Below are 26,595 nucleotides of genomic sequence, written 5' to 3'. Positions count from 1 at the left end.
ACCCATGTCGAACCTGGTTCAGACACCCCACTGAGCGATAACTTCTCGCAATCGTACAGCTATGGTTGCCGCCGGACCCGGTTCGATCATCTGGTTGTGTTCGCAATCGACTTCGGTGACTCGGATGTCCCCTTCTACAAACCTTCGCCATTCGGCGACATCGTGTCCGTTCTCCGTAGATCTTCCGGCTACGAAGAACTCGATGGCTCCAACGTGGACAGGCGGTTGGTGCCGATTCGTCAATTCGACGGAGTGGGAGTAACCGCGACTGATCCGCGCCAGATGCTCCGCTTCGATTCCGATTCCGGCACCCAGGGTCTGCTCCAGCAATTCCGCCGCTTCTTCGAAGGTCTCGACCGTCTTGGATCCCGCCGGCATCGCGAGCCCGGCCAGTAGTTCGGAGACCGAGAGTTCTGCGGGCTGATCGGAATCCGACGACGGATAGCTGTCGAGTATCGACAGAGTCACGTCACGTCCGCTCCGAGTGAGGCTGTGTGCCACGGCGTGTGCGATCACGCCGCCGAGCGACCAGCCGGCCAGATGGATCGGGCCGGTCGATGCCACGGCTGCAATGCGATTCGCGTAGTCGTCGGCGAGTTCGGTCAGCGAGTCGAAGCTGGGCCCGCCGCTCAGGGACGGTAGCTGAAGACCGTAGACGGGTTGATCCAGCTCGAGATGCTTGACGAATTCTGCGTAACCCCAGGACAATCCGATACCCGGATGGACGAAGAACAGTGGTGCACGATCGGATCCGGCGCGCAGCGTGATCATCGGGGCGAGAAGATCCGACGAATCGTCCGGCGAGTGTGCGTCCATTCCGTCGGCAGCCCGGGCGACTCCGGCAGGTGTCGGATCCAGGAAAAGCGATTGCAACGGCACTCGCATCCCGAGACGCTTCTCGAGTTCGATGGTGATGCGAGTGGCCACGATCGACGTTCCGCCCAGTTCGAAGAAGTCGTCGTCGACGCCGATGTGCTCGTGCCCGAGCACGGTCTCGAAGATGTCGACGACCGTTCGTTCGGTGTTGTTTGTCGGCGGTGCGTACGGGACCGTGCGTCGCTCGAAGCTCGGGGTCGGCAGTGCCTTGCGGTCCAGCTTGCCGACCGGTGTCACCGGAATGCGGTCGACGACGACGATCGCGCCGGGAACCATGTGCGCGGGCAGGCGAGAAGACAGATGGCGGCGAAGCTCCCAGTCGTCGACGGTCTGTCCTTCCACGGGCTGGATGTAGGAGGCGATCATCGTCTCCCCCGACGGCGCTTCGTGCCCGAGTGTGGCGGCGAAGTAGACGGATGGGTGTGCCATCAGGACAGAGTCGATTTCGCCGAGCTCGATGCGGAATCCGCGGACTTTGATCTGGAAGTCGCTGCGGCCCAGGTATTCGAGGGTGCTGTCGGAGCGCCAGCGCACCAGGTCGCCCGTGCGGTACATCCGCTGGCCTGGTTCGCCGAACGGATCGGCGACAAATCGGTCGGCGGTGAGGTCGGGACGATTGTGGTATCCGCGGGCGAGTCCGGGGCCGGTCACGTACAGCTCCCCGATGACTCCCACCGGCACGGGCTTGAGGTGCCCGTCGAGGACCAGTCCGGCGAAGCCTATGGCCGGTCGTCCGATGTTGATGTCCTTGCCCGGCCGCATGGGTTCACTGACGCTGGCCTGGATGGTGGATTCGGTGGGTCCGTATCCGTTGAACATGCGACGGTCGCGGCCCCAGATGTCCACGAGTTCGGGTGGGCAGGCTTCGCCACCGACTGCGAGTACGCGGAGTTCGGGTAGCGCGGAGCTTTCGATCGAGCTGAGCGCGGTCGGAGTGATGAACGCGTGTGAGACGTGTTCGTCGGCAAAGATTTCGGCCAACTCGGATCCGCCGAAGACCGTCGGTGGGATGACGACCAGGCACGCTCCGCTGCCGAATGCCATCATGAGTTCGAAGACCGAGGCGTCGAAGCTCGGTGATGCCAGGTGAGAGATCCGCGAATAGGGCTGGACGTTGAATCTCTGATGTTCCTCGGCGTTGAGGTTTGACAACCCGAGGTGGGTGACGATGACGCCCTTCGGCTTCCCGGTTGAACCCGAGGTGTAGATCAGGTACGCGGGATGCCCGTGATGCAAGGGGATCGTGCGGTCGCGATCGGTGATCGCGGCTGCGCTCTGGGCGTCGATCTCGTCGACGGTCTCGGCTTCATCGAGGACCATCCACTCGACCGTGTCGGGAAGTTGACTGCGGTGAGCGTCGTCGGTGATGCCGAGTACGGCCCGCGAATCGTCGAGCATGTGGTTGATGCGATCGTCGGGATAGTTCGGGTCGACCGGCAAGAACGCTGCACCGGTTTTCGTGACCGCCCAGATCGCGACGATCTCCGCAGTGGACCGCGGCAGACCCAGCGCCACAAAATCTTCGGGACCGACGCCGCGCCGACACAGCGCGCGCGCCAGCTTCGTCGATTCCTCGTCGAGCTCGCGGTAGGTCATCGACCTCTCGCGACTCGAGAGGGCTGGGGCATCCGGGTTCGAGGCGACTGCTTCGGCGAGGATCTCCGGCCACACCCGCGCTCGAGTCGCGGCGGCACCGGATGCCGGCACCAGGGCAGCTGTTTCATCGGCGCCGAGGATGCCGATGTCGGCGATACGTGTTGCGGGGTCGCGTCCGACAGCGTCCAGGATCAGGCGCAGTCGGTCGGCAAACCGACGAATGGTGGCGGGTTCGAAGAGATCGGTTGCGAAGTCGAAGGCTGCGGACATCCCAGCCGGGATGCCGAACTCGTCGAACTTCTCGTCGACGATCAGCTCCAGGTCCTCCTTCGCGAATTTGGTTTCCACGGTCAGTCCGTCGATGTCGAGGCCGGGTAGGTGGAAATGTGCGGGTTCGTTGTTCTGAAGTTCGAGGGCGACCTGGAACAACGGTGAGTACGACGTGGATCTGGTTGGGTTGATGACGTCGACGAGCCGTTCGAATGGCAGGTCCGAGTTCTGGAATGCGGCCAGGTCGATTTCCCGGACGTGCTCCAACAGGTCGGCAAACGTGATGTCGGGATCGACGCTGGTTCGCAGGACCAGTGTGTTGACGAACATTCCGACGAGATGGTCGAGCGCTGCCTGACCTCGGCCGGCGATCGGTGTGCCGATGGTGACTTCGTCGGCGCCCGACAACTTGGACATCAGCACTGCGAGCGCGCCGTGCAGCGCCATGAACATCGTGACACCGTTTGCCCTGGTGAGGTCCGCGAGGGCGCGGTGGGTGTTCGCGTCGATGTCGAAGGTGAATCGGTCACCGTGGAAGGTCTGTTGCACGGGTCGCGGGTGGTCGGCGGGCAGTGCGATGACGTCGTCGAGTCCGGCGAGTTGCTCACTCCAGTAGTGCAATTGGCGACTGATGACGGATTCCGGGTCGTCTTCCGATCCGAGGACGCGATGCTGCCACAACGTGAAGTCTGCGTACTGCACCTCGAGCGGCGCCCACGTGGGCTCGGTCCCAGCCGTACGCGCCAGGTAGGCCGTCATCACGTCGCGTGCGAGCGGCGCCATCGACGATCCGTCGGCGCAGATGTGATGGACCACGACAAACAGAATGTGAACGGGTTCAGCGGTGTCGAGTCGGAACAGTGCCACGCGCAGCGGCAGGTCCACCGACACGTCGAAGCCGGTCGTGGCGAGTCGTTGCATGCGCTCCGCGAGCTCGTCCTCCCCCAACGTCATTTCACGGACCGGCGGTACTGCCTCGTCGACGGTGAGCACTTGCTGAATCGGATCGCCGCCGACGGCGGGGAACACCGTCCGCAGTGTTTCGTGCCGCTCGACGACGTCGGCGATGGCCTGTTGCATGGCCGTGACGTCGAGGTCACCGGTAAGGCGAACAGCTAGTGGGATGTTGTACGCGGCTGAGCGCGTGTCGAATTGGTTCAGGAACCACATGCGCTTCTGCGCCAACGAGAGCGGGACGCTGCCACTGCGCTCCGTGGGAGTGAGCGGCACAGCGCCGACGGCAGTGACAGCGCTGGAGAGCCGTTCGGCGAGCTGAGCCGTCGTCGGTGCCTCGAACAGCACGCGCACCCCGACGTCGATGTTCAGTGCGGAGTTGAGCCGCGAGACCACGCGAGTGGCGATCAGCGAGTTGCCGCCGAGCTCGAAGAAATTGTCGTCGACGCCGACCCGTTCGACGCCGAGTACGTCGATGAACGCATCGGCGATCCGACGTTCGAGGCTGGTGCCGGGCGCCCGGAATTCCACACCGGTTCCGGTAAACTCCGGCGTCGGCAACGCTTTTCGATCGAGCTTGCCGACCGCGGTGCGCGGTAGCTCGTCGACGATCATGATGCTGGCCGGAACCATGTGCGAGGGAACACGTCCGGCGAGGTGCGCGGTGATCTCTGCCCCGGTCAGCGTCGATCCTTCCTCGACGGTGAGGTAGGACGCGAGAACTGTGGCGCCGGCCGGTCCGTCGACGCCGAGTGTCACGCAATTCGTGACACTCGCCATTGCGGTGATCTGGGCGTCGACCTCGCCGAGCTCGATGCGGAATCCGCGAATCTTGACCTGGAAGTCGCTGCGCCCGACGTATTCGATGGTGTGATCGCTTCGCCAGGAGACGATGTCGCCCGTGCGGTACATCCGGTCGCCTGGCTTGCCGAAGGGGTCGGCGACAAATCGCTCGCTGGTCAGGCCGGGACGCCGGTGGTATCCGCGAGCCAGGCCGATGCCGGCGATGTACAGCTCACCGGGAGCTCCGACGGGTACGGGTTGCAGGCGCGAATCGAGGATCATCTCGTGCACGCCGCGGATCGGTCCACCGATCGTGATGGGTGCGCCCACTGTCATGGGTTCGCTGATGTCTGCCATGACGGTTGTCTCGGTCGGGCCGTAGGCGTTGACGAATTCTCGTCCGGGAGCCCAGAGGCCGACGAGATGCGGCGGTAGTGTCTCTCCCCCGACGACGACGTGCCGGAACTCGTCCAGGCCGGCCGGGTCGACGGTGGCGAGCGCTGCCGTGGTGACGAACGCGTGAGTGACGTGTTCGCGGCGGATGAGACTTGCCAGTTCGGCGCCGCCGTAGATGTCGGTCGGGACGATCACCATGGTGGCTCCGACACCGAATGCCTGCAGGTACTCGAAGACGGCTCCGTCGAAGCTGGGGGTGGCGAAGTGCAGGGTTCGAGAGTGGTGATCTGCGTGGAATCGACGCTGCTGGTCGAGTGCGAAGCTGTCGAGTCCGGTGTGGGTGACGACAACTCCCTTGGGTCGGCCGGTGGATCCCGAGGTGTAGACCACGTAGGCGGCGTTGTCCATGACCACCGGTGCACGCCGTTCGTCCTGGGTGATCGGCAGGGTGCAACTGGTGGCGACGTCGTCGTCGAATGCCTCTTCTCCGAGCACCAACCAGGACACGATGGGTGGAAGTGTGTCGATGGCGTCGACGACGGTCAACCCGAACAACACCTCGGAGTCGCTGAGCATGTGTTCGATTCGGTCAGCCGGATAGGTGGGGTCGACGGGGACGAACGCTGCGCCGGTCTTGGCCACCGCCCACACCGCGAGTACGGATTCGACGGACCTTTCGATGCCGATGGCAACCGACGTCTCGGGCCCGGCGCCGCGGCGAATCATGGCTCTGGCCAACTGGTTCGAGCGCCGGTCCAGTTCGGCGTAGGTCATGGAACGGCTGCCGGCCGAGAGCGCGATGCGGTCGGGATAGGTGGCAGAGACGTCGGCGAGAATCTCTGGGAGCGTTCGCGCGGAGCGCCCCGGGGAGCCGAAGACCGGCGCAAGATCACGGCTCTCGAACTCCGTGAGAACCTGCAGACGGGCCAGCGGCTGATCCGGTGCCGAGGCGAGTTGCCCGAGGACGATGCCCACGCGCTCGGTGATCTTGGCGACTTCGCGGGCGGAGAAGTGCGTCGGCAAGTACTCCATCTTCAGATTCAGCGTGTCACTTTCGGACGCCACCACGGCAATCGGATAGTGCGCCGAGTCGCGTCCGTCGATGCCGAGAACGTGCATTCCCGCGATGTCGGTTTCGGCGGTCAGGGCTGTCTCGTCGACGGGATACGACTCGAATACCGTCAGGGTGTCGAAGGAACCGGCGGCGCCGACTGCTCCGGCGATGTCCGACAGTCCGATGTGGTGGTGGTCGAGCAATGACGCTTGCTCGGATTGCACGCGAATGGCCATTTCGGCGAGGGTTTCTCGGGCGTCGAGGCGGACTCGGACAGGCACCGTGTTGATGAACAGGCCGACTATCGATTCCACGCCGGGCACCTGTGGTGGGCGTCCTGAGACCGTTCCGCCGAAGACGACGTCGTCGCGTCCGAGAAGTTCGGCGAGCACGATTCCCCATGCCACCTGTACCAGGGTCGCCATGGTCAGGCCGCGGCTTCGCGCGAACGCCCGAAGAGTCTCGGCTCGTTCGGTCGGCAGCGAGTACGAGTGGATTTCACTTGCCACGGTTTCGGCGGCGGTGTCTGCCCTCGAGAGGTGGGTGGACGTGTCGACGCCCCGTAGCGCTTCTTGCCACGCCCGTAGCGAAGTCTCGGGTTCTTGCTTCGAGATCCAGGAGAGATAGTCGCGATACGACTGAACTCGGGGCAGAATCTCGGGGTCACCGTCGGTTGCGTAGAGAGTGAGCAGGTCTCGAAGCAACAGCGGGGTGGACCAGCCGTCGAGCAGGATGTGGTGGTTCGTCACGACGAGGCGTGCTGTGTCCGGTCCGATTCGCACGAGCATGAAGCGGATCAACGGGGCTGTTTCCATGTCGAAACGATGAGCGCGATCGCGTTCGAGCAGCTGACCGAACGCGACTTCGCTGTCTTCGGCTCCGGACAGGTCGATCTCGGCCCAGCCGATGTCGACACCGGAACGGATCACCTGCAGTGCCCGCCCTCCCGGTGCGGAGACAAATCCCGCGCGAAGGCTCGGATGACGATCAACCAAGGCCTGCGCGGCGCGGCGCAGGCGCGGCGCCTCCACCCGACCCCCGAGCTCGAGGGTCAGTTGCACCATGTACGGGTCGATTTCGGTTTCGTCGAACTGGGCGTGGAAGAGCATGCCCGACTGCAGAGGTGACAGTGACCAGATGTCGGTCAGGTCGGGGAATCTGCGCTCGAGCTGTTCGATGCTCTGTTGATCCGCGGTGACGAGATCGAGATCGGTGGGCGTGAGCTCGCGCTCGGAGTGTTCCTCCACGTATTCACTCAGTGCGCCCAGTGCTCGGGTCCAGAGCTCCGCCAGTTCGGTGACTTCGGCCTCGCTGAGAATGCCGCGGGGGAAGGACCACGTAGCGCGCAGAATCGGACCGTGTGCGGTATCGGTCGTGACGGCGTTGATGTCGAGCACCGACGCGGCGGCCAATTCGCCGCTGTGCGCTTCGTCGAGGGTCACTTCCGAGATCGGCAGCCACGGCACTTCGCCGTGCTCGGGATCCGAGCCGGCAAATCGTCCGAGGTAGTTGAACGAGATCTGCGGCGTGGGCAGCTCACGAAGTTCCTCGTTTCGATCGAGGTACTTCAGGATGCCGAACCCGATTCCGTTGTCGGGCAGGCCGAGCAGCGTTTCCTTGACGAGTTTCACGGCGGAGGCGGCGGTTGATCCCCCGGCCAGTGCATCGACGACATCGAGTCCGGTGAGATCGATCCGGACGGGGAACAAGGTGGTGAACCAGCCGACCGTGCGCGAGAGGTCGGCGCCCGGTACGGCGTTCTCCTCGCGGCCGTGCCCTTCGAGGTTGACGAGCACGTCCCCGCTGCGCTGTCCGCGCGATCGACGCCAGGCGGTGACGGCAATCGCGAGAGCAGCGAGCAGCCCGTCGTTCACCGAGCCTCCGAAATGCTGAGGCACCGTCGAGATGACGTTCTCGGTCACGGAGGTCGGAACGTCGACGCTGACGCGGTCGACGGTGGCTCCGACATCGACGGCTGGGTCGAGCCCGCGTGCCCCGAGCAATGGCTCGTCGGTCCGCATTCTCGACCACAGGTCGATCTCGTCGCGTCGCTGCGCAGCGGTCTCGGCGAGCGCTGTCGCCCAGCGACGTATCGACGTTCCACCCGGCGGAAGTATCGGTGTTTCTCCGTCGAACGCCGAGGCATAAGCAGTGACCAGGCCCGGGACGAGCATGCGCCAGGACACACCGTCGACCGCGAGGTGATGAAGGACCAGGAGCAACCGTCCGGCTTCGGCCCGGTTGCCGTTCGAGCTGACGGGATCCAACCAGACTGCGCTGATCATCTTCCCGTGTTCGGGATCGAGGCGGCTGGATGCGTCCTGCATCGCGGTTTCCGCAGCGGCGACGAATTCTTCGCCGCTGGTGGACACGATGGAGGTTCGGCGCAGGATGTCGGGGGCGGTGATGCTCCCTGGCTCGCGGATCTCGAGTTGGTGAGTCGCGGCGTCCAGGCGCGCCCGCAGCACGTCGTGACGATCGAGGATCGTTTGCAATGCTCGTTCCAGCGCGGGGCCGGAGACATCCGCGGGCAGTGCGATCAGCGCGCTCTGGCTGTAACTGCGGATCGTGCTCAGGTCACCGCGACTGCGTTCGACGAGCCACTCCATGATCGGCGTGAGCGGTAGCGGGCCGGCTCCCCCGCCGGGTAGCTCCGTGAGAACCGGTGCCGTTTCCGATGATTCGATGAGGAGCACTTTGGTGAGGCCGGCCACGGTCTTCGCTTCGAAGACGTCCCGCGGAGTGAAGACGAGGCCTGCGGACTTCGCCCGTGAGACGAGTTGGATCGACATGATCGAATCGCCGCCGAGACCGAAGAAGGAATCGTCCACTCCGATACTGCCCCGACCCAGCACCTCCGCGAAGAGGTCCGCGAGGACCGCTTCGGTAGCGGTGGCCGGCGCCCGCGTCGCCTCGGTTGTTCCCGTGACGGTGAAGTCCGGAGCCGGGAGGCTGCGTCGGTCGAGCTTTCCGTTGACCGTCAGTGGAAGCGATTCGAGGACGACGATGGCGGTGGGCACCATGTACTCCGCGAGTTCGGCGGCGACGAAGTCGGTCACCGTCGCTGAATCGACGGTACTGCCTGTTTCGGCGACCACGTACCCGACGATCCGCGGTGACGCTCCCTCCGTTCGAACAAGTGCTACCGAGGCAGCGACGCCGGGGCAGCGGAGCATTGCGGCTTCGATCTCGCCGAGTTCGATGCGGAAACCACGCACCTTCACCTGGAAATCACTGCGGCCCACGTACTCCAACTGCCCCGCGTCGTTCCACCTCGCCAGGTCCCCGCTCCGATACATTCGATCCCCCGAACTACCGAATGGATCGGGAAGGAACCGCACCGAAGTCAATGCGGGTTTCCCGAGGTATCCCCGAGTCACCTGATCACCGGCGACGTACATTTCGCCGACGACACCTGGTGGTACCAAGTTCAGTCGCCGATCGAGTACGTAGACGGACAATCCCGGTACTGCTCGCCCGATGATGCTCGCCGACGCGTGCTCGCTGTCGTTGCGGTCGAGTGCGATTCGACTGACGTGCACTGTCGTCTCGGTGATCCCGTACATGTTGACCAACGTCGGAGCCGTGTCGGCCCGCCTGTCGTACCACTTGCGTAACTGCCCGAGGTCGAGCGCTTCGCCACCGAAGACGACGTAGCGCAGTGCAAGGTCGGGATCCGTGCCGTTCGGTGAGTACGCACGGTCGGCTTCGGCGAGTTGGTAGAAGGCGGTGGGTGTTTGGTTCAGCACCGTCACTCGCTCCCTGCGGAGCAGTTCGTGGAACATGTCCGGTGATCTGGTCGTGTAGTAGTCGACGACGACCAGCCGGCCCCCGTGTAGCAGCGGCCCCCACAGCTCCCAGACGGAGAAGTCGAATGCGTACGAGTGGAACATGGTCCACACGTCCGTGTCGTCGAACCCGAACGTCGGGGCGGTGTTGTCCATCAGAGTCAGGACGTTGCGGTGGCTGACCTGGACACCTTTGGGGCGCCCTGTGGATCCGGAGGTGTAGATGATGTACGCGACCGCGTCGGGCAGAAGTGGTGTCGTCCGGTCCGCGTCGGTGATGCGATGGGGCGCGGAGTGATCGAGGCGTACCGCGATCTCCGGCGATCCGAGTTCGACGATGTCGATGCCGGATTCGATGATCTCCGAAGGTAGGTCCCTTCGGAAGTCTCCGGTCGTGACCAGGCATACCGGCCGCGCGTCGTCGAAGAGGAACCGCATGCGCTCGGCCGGGTAGGTGATGTCGACCGGCAGGTATGCCGCTCCGGTTTTGATGACGGCGACGAGGGCGAGCACGAGATCGGTGGTTCTGGGCATTGCAACGGCAACCACGGATTCCGGACCGATACCGCGGCCGATCAGGAGTCGGGCCAGGCGGTTAGCGCGCCCGTCCAGTTCGGCGTACGTCATGGCGCCGTCGCTGTCGTTGACCGCGGTCGACGACGGATGTGCTGCAACAGCCTCGAAGAATCGGTCCGCGATGTTGTCCGCTGGAGCCGGTTCGGCGTGAGTGTTCCACTCGGTCAGCATCTGTCGACGCTCGTCGGCGCTCACGACGTCGATGTCACCGGTAGGAGTCGACGGCTCTCGGGAGACCGCCTCGAGGATGGTGAGCAGTCTGCGTGAGAACGAATCGATCAAGTCACCGTCGAACAGGTCTGTGGCGTAGATGAATTCGGCGTCGATGCCATCCGTTCCGCCATCCGCGTCGTAACGCTCGGTGACCGAGAGTTGCAGATCGAACTTGGCGACGGGTAGGTCGAACTCGACTCCCGAGACCGACAGCCCCGGCAATTCGAGTTGTGGGAGTGCATTGTTGCGGAACTCGATGAGGATCTGGAACAACGGAGTGTGCGAAGTCGAGCGTTCCGGGTCGAGTGCGTCGACCAACCTTTCGAAGGGCAAATCGGTGTGCTGGAACGCGCCGAGGTCGCCTTCGCGAACCTGGGCGAGGACGTCCTCGAACGACGCGTCGGGCGTGATCTGTGTTCGCAGCACGAGAGTGTTGACGAACATACCGACCAGGTGATCAAGTTCGGCCTCGCCGCGGCCGGCGACGGGTGTCCCGATGGCGATGTCCTCGGTACCGGCCAGGCGCGCCGCAAGTACCGCCAGTGCTGCGTGCATGAGCATGAACATGGTGGTGCCGTGCTCACGTGCCAGGTCGGTCAGCGCCCGATGGGTCTGCGGCGATACCGCGAACCGGTGGACCGAGCCGACCATGGACGGCTTTGCCGGACGTGGGAACGACGTCGGCAACGCGATCGGCTCGCCCAGTCCCGCGAGTCGGTCCTTCCAGTAATCGAGCTGACGGGTCAGAGCCGAGTCCGGATCTTCCTCGGAGCCGAGCACTTCGTGCTGCCACACAGCGAAGTCGCCGTACTGCACGGCCAGTTCCGACCAGTTCGGCGCACTGCCGGCACTGCGGGCCGCGTAAGCCGCTGCCACGTCCGCTGCGAGGGGGTTCATCGAGAACCCGTCGGCGACGATGTGGTGGACGACGATCACGAGTACGTGCCTGCGCTCGTCCCCGTCGACGCGCAGGACCGCGCAGCGGATCGGAACTTCGGCCGAGGCGTCGAAGCCTGCCGAGGCCAGCTCGAGGATTCGATCGGACACTCTGGCAGCAGTGACGATTTCCGGCTCCAGGATCGGCATGACTTCGTCGCTGGACATCACCTGCTGAACCGGCTGTCCGTCGATCGAGGGGAACTTCGTCCGCAAGCTCTCGTGGCGCCCCAGTACGTCCGCTACCGCGGCCTGCAATGCGGCGAAGTCCAGATCGCCGTCGAGGCGCACTGCCAGGGGAACGTTGTAGGCGGGGGACGTCACGTCGAACTGGTTGAGGAACCACATCCGCTTCTGTGCCAGTGACACGGGCAGTGGGTCCGGGCGGGATCGCCGAGTCAACGGTGGTCTGGGGTTCTCGCCGCGGCCGACGCTTTCCGCCAGACGAGACAGCTGCCGAACTGTCGGAGACTCGAACAATCCTCGAACGCCGATGTCGGTGCCGAGAAGTGCGTTGACGCGGGCGATGACGCGGGTCGCGGTCAGTGAGTTTCCGCCGACGTCGAAGAAGTGAGTGTCGATACCGATCGGAGACACTCCGAGCACGTCCTCGAAAACGCCCACCACCAGCCGTTCCAACTCGGTGGCCGGTGCAGTGAGTGTTTCGGCATCGGTGTCGAAACGAGGCGCCGGAAGAGCAGCCCGATCGACCTTGCCGACGCCGGTCAGCGGTAGTTCGTCGAGCACGACGACGCTTGCGGGCACCATGTGTGCCGGCAGTAGCTCCCGTGCCGCCGCCCGGATGTCCTCGGCGCTCACCCGGCGTTCGTCGTCGCAGACGACATATGCCGCCAAGGCCTGCTCGTCGGAGGGTCCGCGCACCGCCAACGTGACCGCGTACTCCACGCCGGGCAGCTGACCCAACGCCGTGTCGACCTCGCCGAGTTCGATACGGAAGCCGCGGATCTTGACCTGGAAGTCGCTGCGTCCGAGGTACTCGATGGTGCGGTCGCTGCGCCAGCGCACCACGTCGCCCGTGCGGTACATCCGCTCCCCCGGCTCGCCGTACGGGTTGGCGACAAATCGTTCGCTTGTCAGTGGTGAGCGCCCGTGATAGCCGCGCGCGAGTCCGACTCCGGCGACATACAGTTCGCCGGGAACTCCGACGGACACCGGTTGAAGTCTGCGATCGAGGACGACCTCGCTGAATCCGCGGTTCGGCGGTCCGAGATAGACCTTCTCGCCGGCAGGGATGGGGTCGCTGAGGTTGCAGGAGATGGTGGTTTCGGTGGGTCCGTAGACGTTGACGAACGATCTTCCCGGCGCCCAGGTGCGCACCAGGTCCGCCGAGGGCGCCTCGCCGCCCACCGTGATGGTGGTCAGTTCGTCGATTCCCTCGGGATCCACCGACGTCAGCGCTGCAGGCGTGATGAACGCGTGGGTGACATGTCCCTCGCGGAGAACGTCGGCCAGTTCGGTTCCTCCGTAGACGGTGGTGGGAGCTACGACCAGTTCGCCGCCGACGGCGAAGGCGAGCAGGTACTCGAGAACGGAGGCGTCGAAGCTCGGAGAGGCGAAATGCAGTGCGCGTGAATTCTCGGTGAGACCGTAGCGATGACGCTGTTCGTCGGCGAAGTTCTCGAGACCGGTGTGCGTGACGACGACGCCCTTGGGTCGGCCGGTCGAGCCCGAGGTGTAGATGAGGTAGGCAGTGTTCTCCAACCGCGGGGTTCCTCGACGCTCGTCCTCGCGTAGCGGCGCCGCGGATACTCCGGAGAGCCGAGCGATGCTCGTCGGGTCGTCGAATTCGAGCCACTTCGTCACACCGCCGTCGCCGGGTCTGTGGGCAGCCGTGGTCAATCCGAGCGAGGATGCCGAGTCCTCGAGCATGAACGAGATCCGGTCACTCGGGTAGCGAGGATCGATCGGCACGAAGGCGGCGCCGGTCTTGGTGATCGCCCAGACCGCTGCGACGGATTCGAAGGAGCGTTCCACACAGATCGCCACCCGTGAGTCCGGGCCGGCGCCTTCCGAGATGAGCACGCGCGCCCACTGGTTCGACGCCTCGTCCAGCTCTCGATAGGTCATCTTTCTGTCACCACAGGACAGTGCGACCCGTTCGGGGAATCTGCTCGCAGTGTCCGAAAAGATGCGATCGAGTGTCCTGACCGAGCGGCCCTGCCGGCCGCGCGCGGGAACCAATTGCTGCACTTGCGAATCCGGCATCAAACGCAGTTTCGCCAGCGGGAGATCCGGTTGCGCGGTGATCAGCTCGAGGGTGCGGAGCAGCCGGTCGGCGATCGCGTCGATGTCGTGATCGCCCAGGACTCCCGGGAAATACTCGAATTTGAGCCGCAGTCGCCCGTCTGCCGCAGAGGCAACGATCGCGAGTGGATAGTGCGCGGCATCCTCGGCGTCGTGGACGTCGAGAACGTGCATTCCGGCTATGTCGGTGCCGGAGGAGAGTCCACCGCGGTCGACGGGATACGACTCGAACACAGTCAGCGTGTCGAACGATGCAGCGGACCCCACAGCCGAAGTGATGTGCGAAAGCCCGACATGATGGTGATCGGACAACCGCGCCTGTTCCGCTTGGACGCGAACGCACAGCGCCGCCAGGGACTCTCTTGGATCGAGGCGAACTCGGACGGGGACGGTGTTGATGAACAAACCCACCATCGACTCGACGCCGGACACCTGGGGTGGTCGGCCGGAGACGGTTCCACCGAAGACGACGTCGTCGCGGCCGAGGAGTTCGGCGAGCACGATTCCCCAGGCCACCTGGATCAAGGAGGCTGTCGTCAGGCCACGGGAGCGGACGAATCCACGCAGAAGTTCCGTCTCACGTTCTCCGAGCGCTGTGGTCGTCGAGCGTGAGGTAGCGCCGTCCTCGTCGACGGCGTGAGTTCCGGTGAGCAGCGTCGGGTCGTCGAGTCCGCGGAGTGCTTCGCCCCAGGCCTCGATCGACACGCTGTCGTCGCGAGTTCTGATCCAGCTCAGATAGTCCCGGTAGGGGTGTACGCGTGGGATGGCACTGTGATCACTGTCTGTCGCGTAGAGCGTCAGTAGGTCGCGGACCAGCAGCGGCATCGACCATCCGTCGAGGAGGATGTGGTGGTTGGTCAGGATCAACCGATACGCGTCGTCACCGGTTCGCAGAAGCAGGAACCGCAGCAGGGGCGGAGTGGCCATGTCGAAGCCGCGGACCCGATCCGCATGGAGAAGCTCGCGTATCTCGGTCGCCTGTTCGGTGGGGGCCAACGGAGAGATGTCGATCTCGGTCCACGGCACGTCAACGTCTGCGTTGATCACCTGCACCGATCGTCCACCGGTGTCGGTCGTGAACGCCGCGCGTAGGTTCTCGTGTCTGTCGAGCAGTGCCTGTGCGGCGCGGTGCAACCGGGACGCGTCGACGCCGTCGAGTTCGAGTGCGAGTTGGACGGTGTACGCGTCGACTGTGTGTTCGGCGTAGCGGGCGTGGAAGAGCAGTCCGGATTGCAGCGGTGAGAGGGACCAGACGTCGGTCAGTGTCGGGAACTCGCGCTCGAGGTGGTCGATGGACTCCTGGTCCAGTTCGATCAGATCGATGTCGGACGGGGTGAGTCCCCCGCGTTCGCTGTGTTCGGCATAGGTGGCCAGCGCGCGCAACGCCTGCACCCAGAGGTCGGCGATGGCGCGAGCATCGCGCTCTGCCAGCACGCCGGTGGGATAGGCGATAGTGGCACCGATGTGCGGTGCGCCCGAGATCTCGGTGGTGACGACGTTGACGTCCAGGACCGAACCCACTGGCATCTCGGACCGCGCTGCCGCTTCCAGATCGACGTCCCGGGCCAGTGCCCAGTCCCCCAGTGACTCTCCTGCTTCGGTGCCGGAGAAACGGCCCAGATAGTTGAACGAGATCTGCGGTTGGCGGAGGTCTTCGAGTTCCGCTCGACCCACCTCGTCGAGGTAACGCAGAACTCCGTAGCCGATGCCGCTGTCCGGAACACCCAAGAGTTCTTCCTTGACACGCTTGAGCACCACCGCTGCCTCTGGGGCGCTGCTCATCACTTCCGCGATGTCGATGCCGGCGAGGTCGATCCGCATCGGGAAGACGCTGGTGAACCAGCCGACCGTGTGCAGGACGTCCGCACCGGGAACCACGTGAGCTTCGCGTCCGTGGCCCTCCATCGAGATGAGTACGTTGTCGGTTCGTATGCCCTGTGCCTGCCTCCACTGCGTCAGTGCCAGTGCGAGAGCAGCAACGAGACCGTCGTTGACTGATCCACCGAAAAGCGCCGGAAGCGTGGTCAGGACTGTGTCGGACAGTTCGACGGGTACGTCGGCGACAACTCGGCCGACCGAATCGAACGTGTCGAGCCGCGGGTCCAGCGGCCGGGTTCCGATCAGCGGGTCGGCACCTTCGAGTATCGAACGCCACCGGGGCAATTCGACTCTTCGATCGGGCGCGATGTCGCGGAGCGCATGCGACCAACGACGAACCGACGTGCCCGAGTACGACGGCTCCGGTTCCTCGCCTGCATCGATGCGGTGGAAAGCCGACGCAAGTTCCGGCACGAGGACGCGCCAGGAGACACCGTCGACGGCGAGGTGGTGGATCACCAGGAGCAGCCGGCCGGTGTTGCGCACGCCGGACAACCAGACGACCCGCACCATCACGCCCCGGCCGGGGTCGAGTTCTCGACGCGCACCGCCCAGTGCGTCGACGATCGCCCCGTCGAACACCGCGGTGCCCGGCTCGGCCTCTACCTCGATCACCCGGCAAATATTCTCGGCTGCAACAGATCCCGGCTCGCCGACAACAAGCCTGCGCTCGCCGTCGAGCTCGAGGCGTGCGCGAAGGATGTCGTGACGATCGAGAACAACTTGAAGAGCCGCGGTCAACTGCTCCACACTGCGAAGCCCGTGCGGCGCGTTGAGAAGAGTCGCTTGGGAGAACGAATCGAGACCTCGGAGATCGGAGCCGAGCCGGTCGAGCCACCACTGAGCCACCGGCATCAACGGCACGTGGCCCACGCCGCCTCCGGGAAGTTCCTCGAGCACCTCGGGTTCGTCGTCCTTGGTCGATGCCAGCAAAACCGCAAGACCGGCGACCGATTTCACCTCGAAGACGTCACGCGGGGTGAACACGAGCCCGGCGTCGCGGGCACGGGCGACGAGCTGAATCGACATGATCGAATCGCCGCCCATCGAGAAGAACGAGTCGTCGACGCCCACCGATTCGACACCGAGGACATCGACGAACAAGGCGGCCAGCGTGCGTTCGGTATCGGATTCGGCGGCCCGCGAGCGTGCCTGGGTTGCTCGCAAGTCGGGAACCGGCAGGGCTCGGCGGTCGAGCTTTCCGTTGGCAGTCATCGGCAGTTCGTCGAGAACGACCACGACCGCAGGAACCATGTACGGGGCCAGAGCCGAGCCCGCGAACGCGATGACGGCCTCGGGATCCACAGTCTGAGCGTCGTTGGCAGGCACGACGTATCCGACGATCCGTGCGGCGCCTCCGTCACGTTCGAGCGTGGTCACCACGGAATGTGCAACGCCGGGATAGCGAGCCAGAACTGCCTCGATCTCGCCGAGTTCGATGCGGAATCCGCGAATCTTGACCTGGAAATCGCCTCGACCCTGGTACTCGAGTTCGCCGTTCTTGTTCCACCTGGCGAGGTCGCCGGTTCGGTACATCCGTGTGCCCGCACTGCCCGCGGGATTGGGCACGAATCGTTCGGCGGTCGTGCCGGCGCGGTTTCGGTAACCGCGGGCGAGTCCGTCGCCGCTGACGTACAGCTCTCCCGTCACTCCGACCGGGACGCGGTGCAGGCGATTGTCGAGGACCCACGCGGTGATGCCTGTCGACGGGCGACCGATCGTGACTCGATCGGTCGGGGACATCGGCTCGGTGATGCTGGCGACGACCGTCGATTCGGTTGGTCCGTAGGCATTGATCATGATCCGGTGATCGCTGACCCAGGCGGCGACGAGGTCGGGTGGGCAGACGTCGCCGCCGGTTCCGATGCACACCAGCTCGTTCAGTCCGCTCGGATCGACCGTGGCCAGTGCGGCTGGTGTGATGAAGGCGTGCGTGACGTGCTGGTCGGCGATCAGGCTCGTCAGTTCGGTTCCGCCGATGATGCTCGGTGGGGCGATGACCATCGTGGCGCCGGCACCAACAGCCATCAGGAGTTCGAGAATCGAGGCGTCGAAGCTCGGTGAGCTGAAATGCAGCGTGCGCGAGGTCGACTCGACGCGGAAGCGACTGCGTTCCTGCTCGGCAAGTGCCGAAAGCCCACGGTGAGTGACCATGACGCCTTTGGGGACGCCGGTGGAACCGGAGGTGTAGATGACATAGGCCGGGTTGTCCAGGGACACCGCAGCCAGCAGCTCCGAGGCATCTATCCGCTGATCACCGATCTGTTCGAGGGTTGCGAGTGTCTTTGCCTGATCGAGCAGAACGGCGTCTGCCTCGTCGGGGACGACACCCACATGCTCGGCGGTGGTGAGAACGACGCCCGCTCCCGAGTCGTTGATCATGTGGTGCACGCGGTCGACGGGATACGCCGGGTCGACGGGTACGAATGCAGCGCCGGACCGGGCAACCGCCCAGATCGCGACCACGGATTCCAGTGAGCGTGGTAATGCCAGGGCGACAACGGATTCCGGACCGACCCCGCGGCTGATCAACAGTCGTGCAAGCCGGTTGGCGCGGCGGTCCAGATCGGAGTAGGTCAGATGGCGGTCGCCGAAAATCAGTGCAGTCCTCTGCGGTTCGTCGACGTACTTCCGCTCGAGCAACGTCGAGAAGTGAACCTGCTCGGGAAGTTCCGGTGTGACGGCGCGAATCGTGTCGAGATCACTCACGAGATCGATGTCGCCGACCGGCGTGTGCGGTGATTCGGTGACAGCACCGAGAATCCGAACCAGGTATCGAGCGAAACCTTCGACGGTCGACTCGTCGAACAGGGCGCTGGCGTAGGTGAACCCGGCCTCGATTCCGGCCGGCCGGCCGTCGTCGTCGAAGGTCTCGGCAAGCGTGAGTTGCAGATCGAAATTCGAGACGGCGGATTCGAGTTCGAGGACCTCGACGTCCAAATCCGTCAGACTAACTGCTGGCCGAGTGGTGTTCTTGAACTCCAGCATCACCTGGAACAACGGTGAATGCGATGTCGACCGCTCCGGAGCCAGCGCATCGACGACGCGCTCGAAGGGGACGTCTGCGTGAGCGAAGGCGTCGAGGTCGGTGCTGCGAACTCTGGCCAACAGATCGGTGAACGAGGCGGCGGGGTCGACGTCGGCGCGCAGGACCAACGTGCCGACGAACATACCGACCATCGGATCCAGCAGGGCATTTCCGCGCCCGGCGATCGGTGAGCCGATCGTGATGTCTTCCATGCCGGACAATCTCGCCACGAGCACTGCGTATGCGGCGTGTACCGCCATGAACATACTGCTTCGGTGTTCGATCGCGGTTTCGCTCAGACGGCGGTGGATGCCGGCATCGATGTCGAATCGAACGACGCCGCCCGAGAGATCCTGCACACGCGGACGCGGTCGATCTGCGGGGAGCGCAAGAAGTTCGGGAACACTCGCCAGTTGACGTGTCCAGTACTCGAGCTGACCGGCAAGAGTGCTGTCCGCTTCGTCGATCCGACCGAGAGCCCTTTCCTGCCAGATGGCGAAGTCCGCGTACTGGACCGGAAGAGGAGACCAGTCGGGCGCCTCACCTCGATCCCTTGCCGAGTACGCGCTCATCACGTCGAACGCCAACGGTGCCATCGAGAATCCGTCGGCGCAGATGTGATGGACGACCACGGTCAGGACGTGATCTTCTTCGTCGACCTCGATCAGTTCCGCCCTGATCGGTGGAGCCTGCGTGACGTCGAAGCCCCTCGAGGTGAGACGTTCGATCTCCCCGAGTACCGCTTCGGCGTTTGCGGCGACAACCGGCAGCGCGCCCAACGCTTCACCGGGTTCGACGATCACCTGCGCCGGCACTCCCTCGATCATGGGAAACAGCGTGCGCAGCGATTCGTGGCGAGTAAGCACGTCGGTGATCGCGCCCTCCAACACGGCAACGTCCAACCGGCCTCTCAGCCTGATCGCTATGGCGACGTTGTACGCCGCGGACGTGACGTCGAATTGATTGACGAACCACATGCGCTTTTGTGCCAGCGACAGCGGGATCGTCTGTGGCCGCGGCAATGCCTCGAGCGGAAGGACTGCCGGTCCCCCTCGTGCCGTGGCGCACTCGACCGCCAACTGCGCAACGGTCGGCGCGTCGAACAACTCTCTGATCGACAAGTTCAACGACAGCGAATCGTTCACGCGCGCCACAGCGCGTGCAGCGACGAGGCTGTTTCCGCCGATCTCGAAGAAGTTGTCGTGAACACCGACTGCCCCGGATTCCAGAAGCTCCTCGAAGATCGCCGCCAACTGCGCTTCGAGCGGTGTTCGCGGCGCCAGATACGTCTGCGAACTGTCGAAGCTGGGCGCGGGCAGAGCCTTCCGATCAAGCTTGCCGGTCGAACCGAGAGGGAACACGTCGAGGGCGATGACCACAGCGGGAACCATGTAGGCCGGAAGGAGACCTCTCAACTCGGTGCGTAGACCGTCCGTGTCGATCGAAGTGCCGGTCTCGGCGATGACGTAGCCGACCAAACTGTCACCGACCACGTCGTCGTGATGGACGAGAGCAGCAGCTTGCGCGACACCGGGCAGCCTGAGCAACGCTGCTTCGACCTCGGCGAGTTCGATGCGCTGCCCGCGGATCTTGACCTGGAAATCGCGTCGACCGACATAGTCGAGCAGCCCGTCGGCGCGCCACCGGACGACATCACCGGTTCGGTACATCCGGGTGCCAGACGGGCCGTACGGGTCGGCCACGAACCTGTCGGCGGTGAGATCGCTGCGCCCGAGGTATCCACGCGCCAGTTGCACTCCCGCCAGATACAGCTCGCCGTGAACGCCGACCGGAACCGGATGCAGCCGCCCGTCGAGGACATAGAGCTGGGTGTTCCACACGGGCGCACCGATGGGAACGGTGACGGTCATGTCGGGGGTGAATTCGGCGGCGCTGACGTCGACGGCAGCCTCCGTGGGTCCGTACAGGTTGAACAGTCCCGCAGAACTCAGACGGGTGAACGCCTCCGCAGTGGTAGGCGCGAGCGCTTCACCGCTGCAGAACACCTGACGCAGGCTCGCACACTGCCCGGCAGTCGCGGCAGCGACGAATTCCGCGAGCATCGACGGAACGAAGTGCGCCGTCGTGACGCCTCTGTCGGCAATCAACGCCGACAGGTACCCGGGATCACGGTGCCCGTCCGGTTCCGCGATCACCAACTGCGCGCCGGTCTGCAGGGGCCAGAACAGTTCCCACACCGAGACGTCGAAGGTCACCGGGGTCTTGTGCAGCACCACGTCCGACGCGTGAAGGGGGTACGTGTCCTGCATCCACAGCAGGCGATTGACGATCGAACGGTGTGATACTGCAACACCTTTCGGTCGACCCGTCGATCCGGACGTGAAGATCACGTAAGCAGCATTGTCCGGGCGCAGGGGTCCGAGCCGATCAGCGTCGGTGATCGGCGCCGTCGTGGACACCTGACGATCGAGATCGACGTCCACGATCGGGACTCGCGCGGGAAGAGCGCCGTGGTCCTGGGGCCGGCTCAGCACGCAGATCGGTTCCGCGATGTCGAAGACGTACGCGATGCGCTCGGCGGGATGATCGGGATCCACCGGGACGTATGCCGCACCGGCACGGATCACGGCGTGGACCGCGACGAGTAGTTCCGGTGACCGTCGAATCGACACCGCGACGCGCATGTCCGGGCCGACCCCGCGGGCGATGAGGGTTCTGGCAAGTTCACCGACCCTCGCGTCGAACTCCGCATAGGTCAGTGTCCGCTCGCCGAAGACCAGCGCGGCCCCCTCGGGTGTCCGGGCTGCCTGCTCCGCCACCAGGTCCGAGAGGGTGGTGATCGGTACGGCGTGTTCGGTGGCATTCCAACGCTCGAGGACCAGTTCCGCCTCGCCCGGAGCTGTGAGATCGACGTCGCCGACGACGGATTCCGGGTAGGCAGCTACCGCGTCGAGGAGCATCGTGAAGCGATCAGCGAGGCCGGACATGGTGTCCGAGTCGAAAAGCTGGCTGGCGTAGTTCAACTGGCCGTCGAGATGGTCGCCGCGGTCGGTGAGAATGACCTGAAGGTCGAACTTTGCCGCGCCCGTCGACAGTTCGTCGACCGTGACCTCGAGCTCGGGCAAAGTGACCTCGGTGGGAGCGGCGCCCTGCATCACCAGCATCACCTGGAACAGCGGCGCCTGGTTGTCTGCGAGGGATTCGACGAGTACGTCGTACGGCACTTCGGTGTGCTGCAAGGCCGCCACGTCGACGTCGCGGACGCGGGTGAGAACTTCACCGAAGGTGAGTCCCCCCTCGAGAACCGTCCTCAGCACCACCGTGTTGACGAACATTCCGACGACGTCGTCGAGAGCGCGCTCGCTCCGCCCGGCCACCGGAGTGCCGATCGTGATGTCGTTCGCTCCGGATTCTCGGCTGAGCAGGACGGCCAGCGCGGCGTGGATCACCATGAACACGCTGACGTCGCTGCGCGCCGCGATCTCGCCGACCCGGCGGTACGTCGCGGAGTCGATCCGGAAATCGAGATCGTCACCGCGGAGCGAGACACCCGCAGGGCGCGGATGATCCATCGGCAGTTCCGCGAGCTCACCGCGTTCGGTGAGCGTGTGCGACCAGAACCGCAACTGCTCGGCAAGAATCGAATCCGGGTCGGACGCTTCACCGAGCGCTCCGCGTTGCCACTCGCTGAAATCGCCGTACTGCACTTCGAGTGGCAGCCATGCCGGCACGCGTCCGCTCGCCCGCGAGGCGTACGCCACCATCACGTCACGAGCCAGCGGCGCCATCGACAGGCCGTCTGCTGCAATGTGGTGCACGACGAGGACCAAGGTGTGCTCGCGTTCGTTCACCTCGAGCAGAGTCGCGCGGATCGGCACCGATTCGCTGACGTCGAATCCCTCTCGCGCGAGCTCACTCGCCCGCGCCGAGGTCGCTGCGGCAGGCACCGTTTCCACCTCGAGATGATCGAACATCTCGTCCACACCGAGAACGTGCTGGACGGGGCCACGCGCACTCTCGGGGAAAACGGTCCGCAAGATCTCGTGTCGAACGATCACGTCCCGCAGCGCGGTGAACAGTGCATCGACGTCGAGATCGCCGGTCATCGAAACCGCGATCGGAATGTTGTACGCCGGCGAACTCGGATCGAGTTGATTGGTCAGCCACATTCGTTGCTGCGCCAGAGATACCGGTATCCGGTCAGGGCGATCGATACGCGTCAGTGCCGGGGCACGTGTGTTCCGCGAGTCCGCGAGGTCGGCACGTGCTGCCAGAGCGGAGACGGTCGGCGCCTCGAAGAGGTCGAGAACGCTCAGCGTCGTTCCGAGAGCTCCGTTGACTCGCGACACGACGCGGGTCGCGATCAACGAGTCACCGCCGAGGTCGAAGAAACTGTCGTCTGCTCCCGCCCGGGTGATACCGAGCAGATCGCAGAACACCGCCGAAATTCGCTTCTCGGTCGAGGTCTCGGGGGCACGGTATTCAGCCGACCCGCCCACAGAATCGATGTCCGGTAACGCTTTCCTGTCGATCTTTCCTGCCGGAGTCAACGGAATGGAGTCGAGGACGACGATCCGCGCGGGAACCATGTGGGCTGCCAACGAAGATCTCGCGTGGGCGACCAGCTCGGAGTTGTCGATGTGTGTGCCCGCAGCCGCCGTGACGTACGCCGCCAACAGTGTTTCCCCACTCGGGCCCGCAACTCCGGCGGTGACTGCCTGTGCGACGCTCGGGTGGCGGCGCAGCACGTCGTCGATCTCGCCGAGCTCGACGCGGAAACCGCGGATCTTGATCTGGAAGTCGCTCCGGCCGAGGTACTCCAGCTCACCCTCGCCGTTCCACCGCGCGAGGTCACCCGTGCGGTACATGCGCTCTCCCGCAACACCGTTGGGGTCGGCAACAAATCGTTCGGCCGTAATCGTGGCACGCGCGTGGTACCCGCGCGCCAAACCGACACCGCTCACATAGAGCTCGCCGGCGACACCGATCGGCACCGGTTGAAGCCGCGAGTCCAGGAGGACGGTTGCGGCTCCGCGCATCGGCTTCCCGATGGTGACGGGAACATCGCTGCTCAGCGGTCCGGTCAGAGTGGCGACGACGGTGGTTTCGGTCGGTCCGTACGCGTTGAACATCGAGCGTCCGTGTGACCACTGATCCACCAGCGCGGGTGAGCATGCGTCGCCGCCGGTCACGACCACTCGTAGATCCGGTAGGCCGGCGGGATCGACTGTTGCCAGCGCGGCCGGGGTGACGAAAGCGTGGGTGACCCGTCCGATACGCATCACCTGTGCCAGTTCGTCGCCGCCGTACACGGTGGGCGGCGCGATCACCATCGTTGCCGCGCCCCCGAAGGCAAGGAGGAGTTCGAGGACCGAAGCGTCGAAGCTCGGCGAAGAGAAATGCAGGGTGCGGTCTCCAGGTTCGACTCCGAACCTGACTCGTTCTTCGTCGGCGAAGCTGCTCAGCCCGCGGTGACTGACCACGACGCCTTTAGGGACACCGGTGGAGCCGGACGTGTAGATGAGGTATGCCGGATCGTCGTAGCTCAGGCGCGTACGCCGCTCGGCGTCGTCGACCGGTGCATCGGACTGGTGCGAGGTGTCCAGTTCGTCGAGGAGCAGCCAATCCACCGAATCGGCGAGCCCGCCGTGGTGCTCCCCCACACTGATTCCGACTACAGCTCCCGAATCGGTGAGCATGTGCCGAATACGATCCTCGGGGTAGCGCGGATCGATCGGGAGGAAGGCACCGCCGGTCTTGGCCACCGCCCACGTCGCGGTCACCGATTCGAGAGACCTCGACAGCGCAAGGGCGACATAGGTGCCGGGGCCGACTCCCCTGTTGATCAGTTCACGGGCGAGTGTGTTCGACTCGGCGTCGAGATCCCGGTAGCTCACCTCACGATCACCGAAAACGAGCGCTGGGGCATCGGGGTTCACAGCCGAGGCCCGGCGGAGAATATCGGGGAGAGTCAACGGGGAGGACGCGGTCGCTCCCCGCGCCGGTACCAGGGACTCACGCTCGAAGTCGTCGAGGAGATCGAGGTCTCCGACCGGCGTTCGCGGGGCTGCTGCTGCGCCTGCAAGGATCCGCACCAGTCGCGAGAGGAAGGCTCGGACCGTGGATTCGGCGTAGTGCTGCGTGGAGTACGCAACCTCGAGGGCGCCGGTATCTGCGTGGACGTCGATCGCCACGTCGAGGCCGGCAATCGTGGTCTCCTGCGAGCCGTCGTTGAGGTGGACGTGCAACTCGGGCAGTGCGGGGACACCTGCCGCCGATCGAATCGACAACGTATCGCGTTCTCGAGCAAGAGAACTCACGAACTCGTCGAACGGCGCCGCCGGATCGACCTCGCAGCGCAGGGGCAGAGTTCCCCACTCGGTCCTCGTTCCGATCAGCACGTCCCGGCGCTCGGTCGATCTCGACAGCAACGCAGCAAATGCGGCATGGACAACGGCAAAGAGGGAGACGCCTTCCGTGCGCGCAAGTTCGGCGACCGCGGGATCGAGTGGGACGCTCAGCCGATTCGTACCGGTGGGCTCCGATTCGGCGTCGATTCGCTCGAGGCCCAGTGTCTCGAGGTCCAGTGTGGAGCCCTCGTCGGAGTCCCCCAGGTATCTCGCCCAGAACCGCTCGAGTTCCCTGCGCTGTGCACTGCGCGCCCCTACCTCGGCACTTGCCGGATGAATCCGGTTCATCGGCGTACCGGCCGGTGCTGCTGTCAGTTCTGCGACCAACTCGGTGAACGCCCGGTGGTGCTCGGCCAGTTCGTCGTGTCCGTAGCGATTGGGGTTTCCGCGAAAGTCGATCAACGTCTGCGCCGGATCGCCGCTCTGGTACACGTTGACCAGCAGATCCTCGACCGGACCCGACGTGACGATGTGATACTCACCGGTCAGTGGCCCGAGGGTTATCTCCTGCCGGAAGAGCATCACATTCATCATCGGGCCGGACAGACGCGCGTCGCCGACGGTCAGACCGGCATCACGCCGGATGTCCTCGAGGCTGCATCGCTGATGACGAAGCGCACCGAGAAGTTCGAGTTGCACGCGCCCGACCAGATCGTCGACACTTTCGTCCGGGTTTACGTGGATGTGTAGCGGCGCGACGTTGACCAGCATTCCGCCGGACCGCTGCAGCGGTGCCGTCGTCCTCGCGGAAACCGGCAGGTTGATCAGCACGTCGTCGTAGCCGGTACTGCGGGACAGGTAGCACGCCAGTGCCGAAATCAACACTGCGGCCGGAGTTGCACCGGAACGTGAATTCCACTCGTCCAAGGCAGCAAGGCTGTTCGTCGACATCGCGGCACTGACAAGTTCACTGCGTGCTGTCGGGGGTCCCTCACGGGTGGCCAACGTCGAACCGTGTTCGACGCCCGACACACGCTGGGCCCAGTACTCGCGGTCGGCTTCGAATCGGCTCGATTCGCGGTACTTCTGGTCGAGCTCGGACAGCGTCGTGACGTCGAGCGCCTTGTTCACCGCAGGCTCTCGACCTTCGACGGCTGCGGTGTAGATCGCCGCAATCCGATTGACGATCGTCATACCGCTGTATCCGTCGAGAGCGACGTGATGAATCCTGGTGTACCACAGGTAATCCCGATCACCAGTTTGAAGAATTGTCATCTCGACGAGACGATCGCGAGTCAGATCGAGCGTCGTCGCGTAATCGTTGTCCATCCACTCCGAGGCAGCCTGCCGAGGGTTCTCACGCTCGCGGAAGTCGAAGTAGTCGATGCCCGGGTCGATCGTGAAGTCCACGATCTGGCAGGGCTCCCCATCCGGGTACATCAACCGTAGAAACGGTGATTCGAACTCGTGGGCAGCCTCCACCGCGGCGCGACTGAGCAGTTGCATGTCCAAATCGCCGTGGAACTCGATGTACTGCGCGATGAAGTACGGGACCGTCGGGTGAAGTTGCTGCGCAAACCACATGCTGCGCTGCACCGCTGACAGGGGGAACGCTCCTGCCGGCAGGCTTCGCGATCCGGTGAGCGGGTCGATCCTCTTGTCGGTATCCAT

General features: G+C 64.6%; 1 protein-coding gene. It reads right to left on the bottom strand.

The window, feature by feature from the left end; all coding sequences use genetic code 11:
* Positions 1 to 18: 18 nt before the first annotated feature.
* A complete protein-coding gene (locus ABIE52_RS07005; protein ID WP_192712412.1) occupies positions 19 to 26,595 on the bottom strand; it encodes a non-ribosomal peptide synthase/polyketide synthase in 26,577 nt (8,858 codons plus the stop codon).

The organism is Rhodococcus sp. OAS809 (assembly GCF_040546695.1).
GTDB lineage: Bacteria > Actinomycetota > Actinomycetes > Mycobacteriales > Mycobacteriaceae > Rhodococcus_F > Rhodococcus_F qingshengii.
Note: the sequence above shows the minus strand (reverse complement) of the source record. Positions and strands in the feature narration are given on the sequence as shown.

Excerpts from the sequence above, each read along its gene's own strand:
- ABIE52_RS07005 (WP_192712412.1), bottom strand. The coding sequence starts at position 26,595 with ATGGATACCGACAAGAGGATCGACCCGCTCACCGGATCGCGAAGCCTG.